Source organism: Xanthobacter cornucopiae (genome assembly GCF_043195065.2).
Classification (GTDB): domain Bacteria; phylum Pseudomonadota; class Alphaproteobacteria; order Rhizobiales; family Xanthobacteraceae; genus Xanthobacter.
Map to the genome: position 1 here is coordinate 4780105 of NZ_CM195531.1, position 15803 is coordinate 4795907.

10 protein-coding genes are annotated in these 15803 nt (G+C 70.4%); 7 read left to right on the forward strand and 3 right to left on the reverse strand.

Translation table 11 applies throughout. The features are described 5' to 3' along the window. The first annotated feature begins 75 nt into the window (after positions 1 to 75). From V5F53_RS21025 to ppx, 5 genes are all read left to right on the forward strand, one after another. Positions 76 to 606, forward strand: coding sequence for a CDP-alcohol phosphatidyltransferase family protein (locus V5F53_RS21025; RefSeq protein WP_393995600.1), 531 nt, complete (start codon positions 76 to 78; stop codon positions 604 to 606). Positions 607 to 731: 125 nt separating this feature from the next. Continuing rightward, the gene (locus V5F53_RS21030) at positions 732 to 1820 is read left to right on the forward strand and encodes an AI-2E family transporter (RefSeq protein ID WP_393995601.1); all 1089 of its coding nucleotides are present in this window, start codon (positions 732 to 734) and stop codon (positions 1818 to 1820) included. A 4-nt stretch (positions 1821 to 1824) separates the two neighbouring features. After that, the gene (locus V5F53_RS21035; RefSeq protein ID WP_393995602.1) at positions 1825 to 2556 is read left to right on the forward strand and encodes an HdaA/DnaA family protein; all 732 of its coding nucleotides are present in this window, start codon (positions 1825 to 1827) and stop codon (positions 2554 to 2556) included. A 77-nt stretch (positions 2557 to 2633) separates the two neighbouring features. Further along, positions 2634 to 4829 (forward strand): RNA degradosome polyphosphate kinase, encoded by a 2196-nt coding sequence (locus tag V5F53_RS21040; RefSeq protein ID WP_393995603.1) that lies wholly within the window; start codon positions 2634 to 2636, stop codon positions 4827 to 4829. A gap of 37 nt (positions 4830 to 4866) precedes the next feature. After that, positions 4867 to 6354 carry an exopolyphosphatase gene (gene ppx, locus V5F53_RS21045; protein WP_393995940.1) on the forward strand — a complete coding sequence of 496 codons (1488 nt, stop codon included), beginning with the start codon at positions 4867 to 4869 and terminating at the stop codon, positions 6352 to 6354. 1015 nt (positions 6355 to 7369) lie between these two features. On the opposite strand, the gene rnd is transcribed toward ppx, so the two are convergent. Continuing rightward, positions 7370 to 8518: a ribonuclease D gene (rnd, locus tag V5F53_RS21050; protein WP_393995604.1), complete on the reverse strand. Its 1149-nt coding sequence runs from the start codon at positions 8516 to 8518 to the stop codon at positions 7370 to 7372. A gap of 93 nt (positions 8519 to 8611) precedes the next feature. Continuing rightward, positions 8612 to 10996: a bifunctional diguanylate cyclase/phosphodiesterase gene (locus tag V5F53_RS21055; RefSeq protein WP_393995605.1), complete on the reverse strand. Its 2385-nt coding sequence runs from the start codon at positions 10994 to 10996 to the stop codon at positions 8612 to 8614. 301 nt (positions 10997 to 11297) lie between these two features. Between V5F53_RS21055 and aspS the strand changes: the two genes are divergently transcribed. Both aspS and V5F53_RS21065 read left to right on the forward strand, forming a co-directional pair. Then, positions 11298 to 13070: an aspartate--tRNA ligase gene (gene aspS / locus V5F53_RS21060; protein WP_393995941.1), complete on the forward strand. Its 1773-nt coding sequence runs from the start codon at positions 11298 to 11300 to the stop codon at positions 13068 to 13070. A gap of 80 nt (positions 13071 to 13150) precedes the next feature. Continuing rightward, a complete protein-coding gene (locus V5F53_RS21065; RefSeq protein WP_393995606.1) occupies positions 13151 to 13588 on the forward strand; it encodes a DUF2059 domain-containing protein in 438 nt (145 codons plus the stop codon). Between the two features lie 157 nt (positions 13589 to 13745). On the opposite strand, the gene V5F53_RS21070 is transcribed toward V5F53_RS21065, so the two are convergent. Beyond that, a complete protein-coding gene (locus V5F53_RS21070) occupies positions 13746 to 15788 on the reverse strand; it encodes an aq_1923 C-terminal domain (protein ID WP_393995607.1) in 2043 nt (680 codons plus the stop codon). Between the last annotated feature and the right edge of the window lie 15 nt (positions 15789 to 15803).

Consider the following 15803-nt stretch of genomic DNA (forward strand, 5'->3'; position numbering starts at 1 on the left):
GGCGCGGGCGGGCCCCGCGCCCGGGAGAAGGGGGAGGCCGGTGTCGGACATCGCGGCGCGGGGGAGGACGGCGGCGTGAGCGTGCCCAACCTCATCACCATATTGCGGATCCTGCTGGTGCCAACGGTGGTGTGGTCCATCGGCGTGGGCGAGACCGAGCTGGCCTTCTGGCTGTTCCTGGCGGCGGGCGTCTCGGATGCGCTCGACGGCTTCATCGCCAAGCGCTTCGACATGCAGACCGAGCTCGGTTCCTATCTCGACCCGGTGGCGGACAAGGCGCTGCTGGTCTCCATCTACGTGACGCTGGCGGTGGTGGACCTGATCCCGCGCTGGGTCGCCATCGCCGTGGTCTCGCGCGACGTGATGATCATCGGCGCGGTGGTGCTGTCGCTGGTGATGGCCAAGCCGGTGGCGATCCGCCCGCTCCTGGTGTCCAAGCTGAACACCGCGGCGCAGATCGCCTTCGCCGCCTTCGTCCTGGCGAGTTCGGGCTTCGCCGTCCAGGTGCCGCAGCTCCAGAGTCTCGGCCTGGTGGCGGTGGGCCTCTTGACGGGGCTTTCGGCCGCTGCCTATCTCGCGGAATGGATGCGCCACATGGCCAACTGAAGGGCGGAGCGATCCCCGCGCAGGGCGCCGGCGCGGAACCGGCGCGTGCGCCCGCGGCGGCGACCCGTCCCGCCGGGGCGGCGGCACGGCCGGGCGCAGACGCCGACGCAGGCCGGGGAGAGACGATGCCAGTGCGGATTCGGCTCTGGTTCTGGGTGGGGGCGCTGGTGGCGGCGGTGCTGTCGCTGTGGCTGCTCAGCGGCATCCTGCTGCCGTTCGTCGCCGGCATCGTGCTCGCCTATTTTCTCAACCCGGTGGTGATTCGTCTGCACCGCATCGGCGTCGGCCGCACCATCGCCGCGCTGGCGGTGGTGGTGGTGATGCTGCTGGTGGTGGTGCTGTTCTTCCTGCTGGCGCTACCGATCCTGGGCTCGCAGCTGTTCGAGTTCATCCAGCGCCTGCCCTCCTACGTGGCGCGGCTCCAGGGCCTGGCGACCGAGGAGAATCGCGAGTGGCTGAGCGGCATCGTCGGCGACCGGCTGCCGGACATGCAGCGCTCCATCTCCGAGCTGATGACCCAGGGCGTCACCTACCTGCTCGGCCTTCTGTCCTCGGTGTGGGCCGGCGGGCAGGCGGTCATTTCCATGTTCGCCCTCATGGTGGTGACCCCGGTGGTCATGTTCTACATGTTGTGCGACTGGGACAGCATGGTGGAGTTCGTGGACGGACTGGTGCCGCTGCCCCATCGCCCGGTGGTGCATGAGCTCGCCCGCGGCATGGACAGCGCGGTGGCCGGCTTCGTGCGCGGCCAAGCGCTGGTGTGCCTGCTGCTGGGGGCCTATTACGCGGTGGCCCTCTCCATGACCGGGCTCAATTTCGGCCTGCTCATCGGCATCGTGGCGGGGGCGGTGTCCTTCATTCCCTATGTGGGGTCGCTGACCGGTCTCGTCCTGTCGACCGGCGTCGCCGTGGTCCAGTTCTTTCCGGACTGGAGCATGATCGCCATCGTGTTCGCCATCTTCGTCACCGGCCAGACCATCGAAGGCTACGTGCTTTATCCCAAGCTGGTGGGGGACCGCATCGGCGTCCATCCGGTGTGGCTGATGTTCGCTCTGCTCGCCTTCGGCTACCTGTTCGGCTTCGTCGGCCTGCTGCTGGCGGTGCCGCTGACGGCGGTGGTGGGGGTGCTGGCGCGTTTCGCCATCGCCAAGTATCTCGGCTCCTCCCTCTATCGCGGGGTGGCCGACGGGCCGGCCGCGCCGGAGGGCCGCTGACCCCATGGCCGGCCGCGACCAGTCCCTGCGCCAGCTGCCGCTGGAGCTGCCCTCGCGCCCGGCGCTGCGGCGCGAGGATTTCCTCGCCGCGCCCGGCAATGCCGCCGCGCTGGCGCTCATCGACGCTTTTCCGGACTGGCCGGCGAAGGTGGTGTGCCTGACCGGGCCGGAGGGGGCGGGCAAGAGCCACCTGGCCGCCGTGTTCGCCGCCCGCGCCGGGGCCCCCATTCTCGCCGCCCGCGCCCTCGATCGCGCCGGCGTGCCGGCGGCGCTCGCCGCCGGGGCCCTGGTGCTGGAGGATCTCGATGCCGCCCCGTTCGAGGAGGCGGCGCTGTTCCACCTGCTTAACCTCGCCCGCGAGCAGGGCGCGGTGCTGCTGCTGACCAGCCGCGCGCCGCCCTCCAAGCTGCCGCTCGCCACCGCCGACCTGGCCTCGCGCCTGAAGGCGCTGCCGCTGTTCGACATCGCTCCGGCGGATGACGCCCTGCTGGCGGCGGTGCTGGTGAAGCTGTTCGCCGACCGCCAGGTGGCGGTGGACGAGGCGACCGTGACCTACCTGCTGCGGCGCATTCCGCGCTCGGTGGCGGGCGCCCAGAAGGTTGTGGAAGCGCTGGACCGCGCAGCCCTGGCGGCGCACCGGCCGCTCACCCGCAGCCTGGCGGCGCAGGTGCTGAGGGAGCAGCCGGACCTTGCCGCGCCCGAGGACGAGCCGGAGGACGAGCCGCATCCGGACTGACATCCGGCTGGAGCCTGTCCGTCATAGAGTGGTCATCTAACATGGCCATGGTCCGCCCGCACATGAGGGAGCCGACGATGAGCGCACAAGAAGCCTCCGCCGCCGTGGTGGAAGACGAGACCTTCCCGGACGACGCCGAGGGCGTGCTGGCGCTGGCGCAGTCGCCCCATCGCTTCATCAACCGCGAGATTTCCTGGCTCCACTTCAATCGCAGGGTGCTGGAGGAGGCCTCCAACCGCAGCCACCCGCTGCTGGAGCAGCTGCGCTTCCTGTCCATCTCGGCCAACAACCTCGACGAATTCTTCATGGTCCGCGTGGCCGGCCTGAAGGAGCAGATCCGCGAGGGTGTCCAGGCCCGCAGCCCCGACGGGCTCACCCCCTCCGAGCAGCTCGCCAAGATCATGGCGAGCGCGGCCCAGCTCATCGCCGACCAGCAGGTGCGCTGGCGCGAGCTGCGGCGCGACCTTTCGGGCGCCGGCGTGATCCTGGTGAATGGCGGCGACGTCACCGCCGACGACCGGGTGGCGCTGGAGCGGCACTTCCTGAACCACGTGTTCCCGGTGCTGACCCCGCTCGCCATCGATCCGGCGCACCCCTTCCCCTTCATCCCCAATCTCGGCTTCTCGCTGGCGCTGCAGCTGGTGCGCGAGAGCGATGGGCGGGGCATGAACGCGCTGATCCGCATTCCCGCCAAGGTGGAGCGCTTCATTCGACTGCCCGACCGGGCGGATACCCCCGGCACCCGCTTCATCACCCTGGAGCAGATGATCGGCCTGTTCATCGACAGCCTGTTCCCCGGCTACACGGTGAAGGGGCGCGGCGTGTTCCGCGTTGTCCGCGACAGCGACCTCGAGATCGAGGAAGAAGCCGAAGACCTGGTGCGCCTGTTCGAGACGGCGCTCAAGCAGCGGCGCTATGGCGAGGTGATCCGCATGGAGGCGGATGCCGCCATGCCGGAGGAACTGCGCAATTTCGTCGCCCGCGAACTCGGCGTGCATGACGACGAGATCTTCGTGGTGAACGGCGTGCTGGCGCTGAATGAGTTTTCGCAGCTCGTCTCAGTGGACCGGCCGGACCTGAAGTTCCAGGCCTACAATGCCCGATTTCCCGAGCGCATTCGCGACCATGGCGGCGACTGCTTTCTGGCCATTCGCGAGAAGGACATTCTTGTTCACCACCCTTATGAATCCTTTGACGTGGTGGTCCAGTTCCTTCGCCAGGCCGCCCGCGACCCCAATGTCGTCGCCATCAAGCAGACCCTCTACCGCACCTCTTCCGACAGCCCCATCGTGAAGGCGCTGGCCGAGGCGGCGGAGGCCGGCAAGTCGGTGACGGCGCTGGTGGAGCTGAAGGCGCGTTTCGACGAGGAAGCCAACATCCGCTGGGCGCGCGACCTGGAACGGGCCGGCGTGCAGGTGGTGTTCGGCTTCATCGAGCTGAAGACCCACGGCAAGCTGTCCATGGCGGTGCGCCGCGAGGGCGGCAACCTCGCCACCTACGTGCACGTGGGCACCGGCAATTATCACCCCATCACGGCGCGCATCTACACCGACCTGTCGTTCTTCACGGCAGACCCGGTGATCGCTCAGGACGTGGCCCGCATCTTCAACTTCATCACCGGCTATGCGGAGCCGGGCGAGCTGGACGCCATGGCGGTGTCGCCGGTGGCGCTCAAGCCGCGCCTGCTCCAGCACATCCGCGAGGAGATCGAGCATGCCCGCGCCGGGCGGCCGGCGGCGATCTGGCTGAAGTGCAACTCGCTGGTGGACCCGGTCATCATCGACGCCCTCTACGAGGCGAGCGGCGCCGGGGTGCAGGTGGATTGCGTCATCCGCGGCATCTGCTGCCTGCGGCCCGGCATTCCCGGGCTGTCGGAGAACATCCGCGTGAAGTCCATCGTCGGCCGCTTCCTGGAGCATTCGCGCATCTATTGCTTCGGCGCCGGCCACGGCCTGCCGAGCCCCCAGGCCATCGTCTACATCTCCTCGGCCGACCTGATGCCGCGCAACCTGGACCGCCGGGTGGAGACGCTGTGCCCCATCACCAATCCCACCGTGCACGAGCAGGTGCTCGACCAGATCATGGTGGCGAACCTCATCGACAACCAGCAGAGCTGGCGGGTGTTGCCCGACGGCTCTTCTGAACGCATAGTCCCCGCTCTGGGCGAAGAACCCTTCAACGCCCATCAATATTTCATGACCAACCCGAGCTTGTCTGGACGTGGAAAGTCTCTCAAGGATTCTTCGCCGCGCAGTCTACTCGTCCGCCGCTGAGGTGACGGACGATCCCCATCGCGCGCCCGGCCGGCTCATGGTCGGCGCGCCGGTGGCGGTGATCGACATCGGTTCCAACTCGGTCCGCCTGGTGGTGTACGAGGGGATGAACCGGGCGCTGGCCCCCATCTTCAACGAGAAGGCACTGTGCGGCCTCGGCCGCGAGGTGCTGTCCACCGGCCGGCTGGCGGAAGACGCGGTGCAGCGCGCCTTCTCGGCGCTGCGCCGGTTCCGCGCGCTGTGCAACGCCATGGGGGTGGGGGCGGTCTATGCCCTCGCCACCGCCGCCGCGCGCGACGCGCAGAACGGGCCGGCCTTCATCGCCGAGTGCGAGGCCATCTGCGGCACCACCATCGAGCTGCTCACCGGCAAGCGCGAGGCCGAGCTGGCCGCCTGCGGCATCCTGGCCGGGGTGCATGAGCCCGACGGCGTGGTGGGCGACCTCGGCGGCGGCTCGCTGGAACTGGTGGACGTGAAGGGCGGGCGCATTGGCGCCGGCATCACCCTGCCGCTGGGGGGGCTCGCCCTGCAGGACCGCTCGGCGCGCTCCACCCGCAAGGCCGAGAAGATCGTCAAGGACACCATTCCAGACGCCGGCGTGCTCGGCGACCTGGCCGGGCGCACCTTCTATGCGGTGGGCGGCACCTGGCGGGCGCTGGCGCGCCTGCACATGTTCCAGAAGGGCTATCCGCTGCATGTGATGCACGGCTACGTCATTCCCGCCCGGGAGGCGCTGGACTTCACCCGCATCGTGCATCGCGCGGACGCCGACACCCTCGCCCATATCGACGTGGTGTCGGACGCGCGCCGGCCGCTGCTGGCCTATGGTGCGCTGGTGCTGGAAAACGTGGTGCGCCAGGGCCGGGCCTCGGAGGTGGTGATCTCGGCGCTGGGCGTGCGCGAGGGCCTGCTCTATTCGCTGATGACGCCGGAGGAGCGGGCCGACGATCCGCTGCTGGTGGCGGCCGCCGAGCTGAACGTGCTGCGGTCGCGCTCGCCCCGCCATGGCGAGGAACTGGTGGCCTGGACCGACGCCTTCTTCGCCTCGTCTCCGGTGCTGGAGGAAGCGGCGGACGAAACCCGCCTGCGCCGGGCCGCCTGCCTGCTGGCGGATGTGAGCTGGCGCGCCCATCCCGACTATCGGGGCGAGCAGAGCCTCAACATGATCGCCCATGCGGCGCTGGCCGGGCTGGATCATCCCGGGCGGGCCTATGTCGCTCTGTCGGTTTACTTCCGCTATGTGGGCATCAGCGCCGACGATGCGCAGACCCGGATTCTGGAGCTCGTCTCCACCGGCCAGCTCGATCGCGCGCGCATCCTGGGCGGCGCCATGCGCGTCGCCTACCTGCTGTCCGCCGCCATGCCGGGCATCCTGCCGCGCGCGCCGCTGCGGGTGCGGGGGGAGCAACTGGTGTTGAGCGTGCCGCGCGACATGGCGCCGCTGGTGAACGAGCGGGTCCAGGCCCGCCTGCGCCAGTTGGCGCGCCTGACCGGGCGCGAGCCGGTGACGGAAGTGGTGGACTGACGCCATGTCTCCCCTCTCCCTTGTAGCCGCGGGCGAGAGGGGCCGGGGCACCTGATGGTGCCCGGAATGGCGCCTGAACGGGGCTCGTCAGCGCCGGACGCGTCCCCGTCCCGCCGGGGCAGGCTCACCCGCAGCTCCGCTTCCCTGAGGGGGCGGCGGTGTGGGGGGCTCGGGTGGCGGGTGCCTGTTCGGGTTTTGAGCGCCTTCGTGCGACCGAACCTCGGTCATTGCGCACACCAATTCGCCCCGGGAACCTGACGCCGGCAGGCGGTGCACCTGAATGGTACCGGGGCGATGGCGCAGGCCGGCCGGGCGGGTGCGCCTCCATTCCAGCGGGGAGGTTTGGCGGCAGGTCCGCTTCCTTGAAAGGCGGCGGTGCGGGGGCTTGGCTGGCGGGTGCCTGTTCGGGCGTCCCGCGCCCGTCGCGGGGCCGGGGCCGGGGCCCCGGCCCTGGCGCGGACCAGCTCGCCCCGGGAACCTGACGCCGGCAGGCGGTGCACCTGAATGGTACCGGGGCGATGGCGCAGGCCGGCCGGGCGGGTGCGCCTCCATTCCAGCCGCGGCGGTTTGGCCGCAGCTCCGCTTCCCTGAGAAGGGAGACATGCGGGTGCCCGGATGCCGGGTCTCTGTCCGGGCCTCAGGCACCCTGCGGGCGGCTGGGCCGGTGTCACGGCGGGTCATGGCGGTGGGCGGGCGTGTTTGCGCCGTCGTCGCGCGGCTCATGCGGACGGGGGCAAGAGGAGAACGCAGGCCACCGATGGGGTGCGGGGCAGTGGGCGTCGTCAGCCTCAAGGGGCCGTGCCCTCGGCGGGCGGCGCGTTACGGAAGCCAGCCTCGCAGCGGGTGCGAGAACGTGGCCGGCGCAGTTTGCTGCTCCCGGGGCGCCCCCAGTGGAACGAACGGGGGCCGTGCCAACACTTCAACGCACGCCGGGCCTCCCGGACATTCCCAGGCGAACGTCGGGCTCGGGAATGGCGGCCGGTGCGGGTCTGCGCGGCTGCGGGCGGAAAACCGCTCAGCGGTCCACCGCCACCACGCGTCCCTTTTCCACCGCCAGGGCCACCTGGCCGGCCTTGAGGGCGAGGGCGCGCAGGCCGAACAGCTCCCGGCGCCAGCCCTTCAGCGCCGGCACGTCGGCGTCGTCATCCACGGCGATGCGCTCCAGATCGTCGGTGGTGGCGATGACCTTGGCCGCCACGGCGTTCTGTTCGGCGGTCATGCGCAACAGCACCTTCAGCAGCTCCACCGTGGCGCTGGCGCCATTGGGCAGCGGCTTGTCGCGCTCGATGCGCGGCAGGGTGCGCGGGTCGCGGGCAACGCCGCGCTTCACCGCCTCCAGCACCGCCTCGCCATAGCGCGAGCGTTCGAAGCCCTTGGGCAGGGAGCGCAGCTCCGCCAGCTTCTCCGGCGTCTGCGGCTGCTGCACGGCGATTTCGCCGATGACGTCGTCCTTGATGACGCGGCCGCGCGGCAGGTCGCGGCTCTGCGCCTCGCGCTCGCGCCACGCCGCCACCTCCACCAGGACCGCCAGCTCGCGCGGCTTGCGCACACGCGACTTCAGGCGCTCCCAGGCGCTGTCCGGGTGCTGGTCGTAGGTGGCCGGCGAGGTGAGCACATGCATTTCCTCGCCCACCCATTCCGCCCGCCCGCGGGTGTCGAGGTCGGCGGTGAGCTTCACATAGATGTCGCGCAGGTGGGTGACGTCGGCGATGGCATAGGTGAGCTGGGCCTGGCTGAGCGGCCGGCGCGACCAGTCTGTGAAGCGGGAGGATTTGTCGATGGCGTGGCCGCGCACCCGCTGCACGAGCTGGTCGTAGGAGATGCTGTCGCCGTACCCCAGAACCATCGCGGCGACCTGGGTGTCGAACACCGGATGAGGGATGAGACGGGCCTGGTGCCAGATGATCTCGATGTCCTGCCGGCCGGCATGGAACACCTTCATCACCCCGGGGTTCCCCATCAGCTGGTAGAAGGGGGCAAGGTCCAGGCCATCGGCCAGCGTGTCCACGATGATGGCCTCCTCCGGGGAGGCCAGCTGGACGACGCAGAGCTTGGGCCAGAACGTGGTCTCGCGGAGAAACTCCGTGTCCACGGTGACGAAGGGGTGGCGGGCGAGACGCTCACAAGCCGATACGAGGGCGTCGGTCGTGGTGATGGGGTCCATGGCGAAACCATATCCGCGTCGCGGCGCGGACGAAAGAGATTGTGGCGTGATTTTGTCGTTCCCGGGCGGCGCTCTTCCTGCGGGGGCAGGGGGTCACTGCGGCCGCGCCGCGCGGGCGAGGCGGCTTGCGTCTTCCTCCGACATGGGCGGGCCCAGCAGGAAGCCCTGCAGGTGGGTGCAGCCCCGGCGCGTGAGGAAATCGCGCTGCGCCTCAGTCTCGATGCCTTCGGCGGTGGTCTTCAGGTTCAGCGCGTTCGCGAGGCTGAGAATCGCGGTGACGATGGCCTCGGTGTGGGGGTCGTCCACCACATGGCGGATGAAGCTCTGGTCGATCTTCAGGCGGCTGATGTTGAGCACCTGCAGGTAGCGCAGCGAGGAATAGCCGGTGCCGAAATCGTCGAGGGCCAGGATGATGCCCTCGGACCGGAACTCGTCGAGCAGCTGCCGCACCGAGGAATCCGCCTTGAGCAGCAGCGATTCGGTGATCTCCAGCTCCAGCCGCTCCGGCGGCAGGCCGCTGCGGGCGAGCGCGGCCTGGACCTGCTGCTGGGTGTGCCCGCCGCGGAACTGGGCGGGGGACACGTTGACCGAGATGAACAGGTGCTCCGGCCAGCCGGCGGCGGTGCGGCAGGTCTGGTCCAGGATCCAGCCGCCGACGTTGAGGATCAGGCCGGATTCCTCCACCACCGGAATGAAGCGTTCCGGCGGCACCTCGCCACGGGTGGGGTGGTGCCAGCGCAGCAGCGCCTCGAAGCCCGCGAGCTTGAGCGTCCGGGTCTCGAAGATGGGCTGGTAGGCCAGGCGGAACTGCCGCTGCTCCCAGGCCGTGTGCAGGTCCAGCTCGATCTCGCGCCGCGCGCGGGCGGTGGCCCCCATGTGCTGCTCGAACACCCGGGCATTGCCGCGCCCGTCGTTCTTGGCGCCGTACAGCGCGAGGTCGGCGCACTTGAGCAGGGTCGCCACGTCGCTGCCGTCGCGCGGCGACATGGCGATGCCGACGCTGCAGCCGGTGAGCACCTGGTGGTGCTCCAGCAGGAAGGGCGCCTTGAGCGCCTCGATGATGGCCTCGGCGGCGGCGCTGGCCCCCTGGTCGATGCCCGGCTCGCCCTCCTGGCCCCCGTCGTGGCGGCAGATGACGGCGAATTCGTCGCCGCCCAGCCGGGCCACGAAGTCATGGGGCGCCACCGTGTCCAGCAGCCGCTCCGCCACCCCCTGCAGCAGGGCGTCGCCGATGTCGTGGCCGAGGGTGTCGTTGACCGACTTGAAATAGTCGAGGTCGATGAACAGCAGCGTCAGCGGCCTGGCGTCGGCCCGGGCCAGCCCGGCGGCGAGCCGCTCGGAGAAGAACAGGCGGTTGGGCAGGCCGGTGAGGGTATCGTAGCGGGCCCGCCGGTGCTCCTTTTCCGAGAACGCCCGCTCGCCGGCCACCTGGCGAATCACGAAGAAGATGACGATGCCCACGAGGCCGCACACCAGGACCGCGGCGACCACGATGGGCAGAACCGCCTTCCAGGCCTCCTGCTCCAGCCAGTCGGCGCTGTCGGCAATGACCACCGCGAGCGGAAAGTTGGCGAGCCGCTGCACCGCCACCACCCGCTCCTCCTCGTCGAGGATGCCGGCGGCGATGGTGCCGGTGTCGGTATCCTGCGCGAACAGGGCCTGGGCGACCTCGGCCCGCATCGCCGCGTCGCGGGGGAAATGGGCGGCGCTGCCCGGCACCCGCGCCAGCAGCGCGCCGTCGTCGCGCACCAGGGCGATGAGGCCGGTGGGCCGCAGGTCGAGGATGCCGAAGTTGCGCTCCAGGGAGGATTGCTGCATCGCCCCCAGGACGAGGCCGAGAAAGGTGCCGTCGGCGGCGGTGATGCGCCGCGCCAGATAGACGGTGATGGCGCCGGTGGCCATGTTGGCGACCGGCTCGCTCACGAACGTGGCCGGCCCCTTCATGCTGCTGAGGGCGACGAAATAGTCGCGTTCCGAAACGTCGATGTCCGGCGCCGGCCAGCTGCGGGTGAAGCCGATCAGCTTGCCGGTGCTGCTGATGACCGAGAGGGCGTCCACGTGCGGCAGGCCGGATATCTTCTCCCGCATCAGCCGGTGGATGGACCGCTGGGCCATGACGGTCTGGAATTCCTGGGGGGTCTGGATGCCCCCGTCGGCCACGCGCTCCGCGATGCTGCGCTCCACCAGGTCCAGGCTCTGCAGCGCCCGGTCGGTCTGCTGGGCCAGGCTGGTGGCGAGGTTGCGGACCTCTCGGCGGTGCTCGGCATAGGCCTGCTGGTAGAGCGTGCGCGCCAGCAGCGTGGAGCCGAGGGCGATGATGGCGCAGATCAGCACGCCGAGCCCGACCAGGAGCGCATTGGGGCGGCGATGCCGCGGCGGCGCAAGCCCGACGCCTTCCCCGTGGGGGAGATCGGCGATGGCGGGCTCCAGGCGCGAGAGGGTCGGTGCGGGGCCGGAGGGGAGAGGGCCTGAACTCAATCGATGTCTCGTGCTTTGGCGCCTGCCAACGGCCGATGGACCGACGCGCGGCTCAGGTGTGCCCTGCTCATACCACGCTTCGGCGGCGGCGAAACAGGACTGTCCGCTTGACAAGGGACAGGGCGCATGCACCTTCCCCCGGCTTCAGGCGCGGACATTCCGCGGCGCGGCGCGCGAGCGTTCCGGCCGGCGCGGAATGGACCTGCGGGGGCTGAGCGCGCCGGCCGGCTGCGCGCGGCCTTTCGCCGGAGGGGCCATGCCCCCGCGTCCCACCCGCTTCAGCCTTGAAAGGGCAAATCCGATGCACCGCTATCGCTCCCACACCTGCGGCGCGCTCACCACCGCCGAGGTCGGCGAGCAGGTCCGGCTTTCCGGCTGGTGCCACCGCATCCGCGACCACGGCGGCGTGCTGTTCATCGACCTGCGCGACCATTACGGCCTCACCCAGGTGGTGGTGGACCCCGACAGCGCCGCCTTCAAGGACGCCGAGAAGGCCCGCTCGGAATGGGTCATCCGCATCGACGGCAAGGTGCGCCTGCGCCCCGAGGGCACGCAGAACCCCGACCTCGCCACTGGGGCAGTGGAGATCTACGCCACCGCGCTGGAAGTGCTGGGCGCCGCCGCCGAGCTGCCGCTGCCGGTGTTCGGCGATGTGGAATATCCGGAAGAGACCCGCCTCAAGTATCGCTTCCTCGACCTGCGCCGCGAGAAGCTGCACAAGAACATCATGACCCGCGGCGCCATCATCGACGCCATGCGCGCCCGCATGAAGGGCCAGGGCTTCTTCGAGTTTCAGACGCCCATCCTCACCGCCTCCTCGCCGGAGGGCGCGCGCGACTTCCTGGTGCCCTCGCGCCTGCACCCCGGCAAGTTCTATGCGCTGCCCCAGGCGCCGCAGCAGTACAAGCAGCTGATCATGATGAGCGGCTTCGACCGCTACTTCCAGATCGCCCCCTGTTTCCGCGACGAAGACCCGCGCGCCGATCGCCTGCCCGGCGAGTTCTACCAGCTCGACCTGGAAATGAGCTTCGTGGAGCAGGAAGACATCTTCGCAGCGGTGGAGCCGGTCATCCGCGGCGTGTTCGAGCAGTTCGCGGGCGGCAAGCCGGTGACCCAGAACTGGCCGCGCATTCCCTATGCGGAGTCCCTGCGCAAGTACGGCACCGACAAGCCGGACCTGCGTAACCCGCTGGTGATGCAGGAGGTGTCCGAGCACTTTCGCGGCTCGGGCTTCAAGGTGTTCGCCCGCCTGCTGGAAGTGGAGAAGAACGAGGTGTGGGCCATTCCCGCCCCCAAGGGCGGCTCCCGCGCCTTCTGCGACCGCATGAACGCCTGGGCCCAGGGCGAGGGCCAGCCGGGGCTGGGCTATATCATGTGGCGCGAAGGCAATGAGGGCGCGGGCCCGCTCGCCAAGAACATCGGCCCCGAGCGCACCGAGGCCATCCGCCAGCAGCTCGGCCTTGCCGCCGAGGATGCCGCCTTCTTCGTGGCCGGCGATCCCGCCAAGTTCTACAAGTTCGCCGGCAGTGCCCGCACCAAGGTGGGCGAGGACCTGAACCTGATCGACACCGAGCGGTTCGAGCTGGCCTGGATCGTCGACTTTCCGTTCTACGAGTGGTCCGAGGACGAGAAGAAGATCGACTTCTCGCACAATCCCTTCTCCATGCCCCAGGGCGGCCTGGAGGCGCTTCAGACCCAGGACCCGCTCACCATCAAGGCGTTCCAGTACGACATCGCCTGCAACGGCTATGAGATCGCCTCCGGCGGCATCCGCAACCATCGCCCCGAGGCCATGGTGAAGGCGTTCGAGCTCGCCGGCTATGACGAGGCGACGGTGATCGAGCGTTTCGGCGGCATGTATCGCGCGTTCCAGTATGGCGCCCCGCCCCATGGCGGCATGGCGGCGGGCGTGGACCGCATCGTGATGCTGCTGTGCGGCACCACCAACCTGCGCGAAATCTCCATCTTCCCCATGAACCAGCAGGCCCTGGACCTGCTCATGGGCGCGCCCAACGAGGCGAGCCCCAAGCAGCTGCGCGAACTCCACATCCGCCCGGTGCCGCCGCAGAAGTGAGGTTGCAAATGGTATAGGCTCCACCCCGGCCAGTCACGGATGGCGCGATTTCGCCATCCGGCGGGCCGGGGAGGATGCCGATGCATTTCGGGTACAAGGCTTTCGTGGTGGCCGCCATGCTGTTTCCGGCGGTGCCCGCCTGGGCCGACGAGGCCGCCGACAAGGCCGCGCTGGCGCGCGAGGCGGTGGAACTCGCGGTCGGGCCCGGCCTCGACGGCCGGATCAACCGCATGGTGGGCGAGCTGGTGGCGCGGCTGCCGGCCGACCAGCAGGCGGGCGCGCGGGCCGAGCTGCTGAAGACCGCCAGCGGCGCTCGCGGCGATCTGGCCGTCGTGTTTGCCGATTACTACGCCGGTGCCTTCACCCTGGACGAGCTGAAGGCCATCGTTGCCTTCTATTCCAGCCCGGCGGGCCGCAAGCTGATCCTTGTCGACGAGAACAAGCCCGCCGAGGTGAACGCGGCCATCCAGCAGACCTTCCAGAAGCTGGTGGCGTCGCTGGGCGTCCGCAGGCCCTGAAATCCAAGGTTCTCGCGGCGCGCGGCCAGCCGGACGCGGGCGGGCGTGGCGTGCCATCGGGGCGCGGCCGGCTGCGCCCCGATGCGTGTCATGCCTTTGATGCGTGTCATGCTTGGCCCCGGCCCTGCCGGGGCCCGAGCGTCTCGGGCTTCCGGTCTCAGGGCGTGTTGACGGCGCCGAAGGTGAACAGTTGCAGCGGCACGGCGGGATCGTCGGAATTGATGAAGGCCAGCAGCGGCACCCGGCCCTTGGGAGTCGCGGTCAGCACCAGGGTTCGCGGATCGCGGATGAACTGGGCGATGGCCTCGGCCACCGCCGCCGCCTCCGGCGCGCCCGGCGCCACCGCGGCGATGCCCTGGTTCAGCACCTCCAGCATCTGCGCCCGGTAGTCGTCCACGCTCACCCCCTCGGCCTCGGCCAGGCGCTGGAGCATCAGGTTGGCGAGGCCGAGATCGGTGACGGACAGGCTGAGCGGACCCAGGGTCAGCCCCGGCAGGGCGGCGGCCAGCGTGTCCTCGGAGGCGAGGGCCGCCGCCGGGAGATTGTCCACCCGGGCGGAGAACGCGGTGCGGAAGGCGTCCTTCACCTCCACCTGGGCCGGGGCGATGGCGAGGCTCTGGGTGGCGGCGTCATAGGTGGCGCCGAGGGCGAGCGAGAAGGTGGCCCGCTTCAGGCCGGCCGCCGCCAGGGTGTTGAACGGCTCGCCGTCGTCCGGGTTGATCGGGCCGGACACGTCGGTGAGCTCGAAGCGGATGCGGGTGGGCAGCAGGCCGGAGAGGTCGCCCCAGGTCAGGCTGGCGCGGCCGACGCGGATCGGCTCGGCCGGGGCGTCGTCGCCGGCGTCCACAGGCAGCTCGATGTCGTTGGCGCTGACACCGGTGAGGGCGCTGAAACCCGCGAGCGCCACGTCCGGCTGGGTCGGGTCGGGGCTGTGGGCGAGGCTGATGAGCCGGGGCAGGTTGAGCCCGGTCAGCGCGATCCGGCCGAACTTCACCGCGCGCCCGTCGCTGTCGCCCTCCACGCTGTCGAAGCGCAGCTCGGCCAGGATGCCGTCGGCGAGCGGGCCGAGGGCGAACAGCGCGGCGCGGCCGCCGCCCACCGGCTCGATGGTGCGCAGGTCCCGCACCTCGAACGCGGTGAAGGCGATGCCCTGCAGCAAAGCGGTGGCATCGGCCAGCAGGGGGGCGGCGTCGGCCGGCGGTTCGTCCGCCGACAGCGCGGCGAGCGCCGCGAGGCGCGCGGGGGTGAGCACCGCTGGCCTGACGGCGAGGCCGGTGAGGCGCAGACCCGATCCCTCGGACCGGATGTCCTCCTCCTGCTGAATGCTGAAGGCGCCGGTTTCCAGGGCGCCGAGCACCGGCCGCAGGACACCGCCACCGCTGGCGGCGAGCAGGGGCGTGAGGTCGATGTCGCGGGCCAGGATGGCGACCGCCTCGGCGCGCGGCAGGCTGGAGCCGCCGTCGGCCTCCTGCGCGTCCCCGGGCCCGGAGGCGGCGCCATCGGCACGGGGCGCGGCGGCTGTGTCGGCGGGCTGCGCCTGGGTGGCGAAGCGGGCCACGGAGAGGCGCGCGATCCTGCCGGCGCGCACGTCGGTGGCGGTGATGCCGTCGAGGGTCAGCTCGCTGGCCTGGGCCAGGCCCCGCGTTCGTACCAGGGAGCCGGGAGTGATACGGGTGACGGCATGGGGCACGTCGATGCGGGTGGCGTCCACGGCGGCGAGCTGGCGCAGCGCGATCACCACCGGGCTGGCGGCCACCGCGTCGTCGACGGCGCCGGCGGTGGGGGTGACCACCAGCGGGCCGGTGTAGCCGGCGATGGCCACGTGCGGCAGGCTCTCCACCACCCGGGTGCCGTCGGTGGCGTCAGTCCGGGTGAGGGTCACTCCCTCCAGGGCCACGGCGTCGGCGGTGATTCGCCCGTCCTGCGGCGTGCCCACGCCCCGCGCGGCGAGCTGGGCGATGGCGAGCGACACCGCGCCATCGGCGGAGGTGACCTTGAGGTCGCTCAGGGTCAGGCTGCGGTCCTTGAGCGAGACCGCGCTGGCGCCGAGGGTGGCCTTGGCGCCGCTGGCGCGCACCTGGGCCAGGGCGTCCTCGATGACCGCGTGGGCCTTCATCTGCGACCAATACTGGACGCCGGCATATCCGCCGATGCCGATGGCGAGCACGGCGACAATGCCGATGACAAGCGGTTTCTTCATGGGAAAAGGCCTCGT

Coding starts and splice junctions, on each gene's coding strand:
- V5F53_RS21030 (WP_393995601.1), top strand. CDS start 732: ATGCCAGTGCGGATTCGGCTCTGGTTCTGGGTGGGGGCGCTGGTGGCG.
- V5F53_RS21035 (WP_393995602.1), top strand. CDS start 1,825: ATGGCCGGCCGCGACCAGTCCCTGCGCCAGCTGCCGCTGGAGCTGCCC.
- V5F53_RS21040 (WP_393995603.1), top strand. CDS start 2,634: ATGAGCGCACAAGAAGCCTCCGCCGCCGTGGTGGAAGACGAGACCTTC.
- ppx (WP_393995940.1), top strand. CDS start 4,867: ATGGTCGGCGCGCCGGTGGCGGTGATCGACATCGGTTCCAACTCGGTC.
- rnd (WP_393995604.1), bottom strand. CDS start 8,518: ATGGACCCCATCACCACGACCGACGCCCTCGTATCGGCTTGTGAGCGT.
- aspS (WP_393995941.1), top strand. CDS start 11,298: ATGCACCGCTATCGCTCCCACACCTGCGGCGCGCTCACCACCGCCGAG.
- V5F53_RS21065 (WP_393995606.1), top strand. CDS start 13,151: ATGCATTTCGGGTACAAGGCTTTCGTGGTGGCCGCCATGCTGTTTCCG.
- V5F53_RS21070 (WP_393995607.1), bottom strand. CDS start 15,788: ATGAAGAAACCGCTTGTCATCGGCATTGTCGCCGTGCTCGCCATCGGC.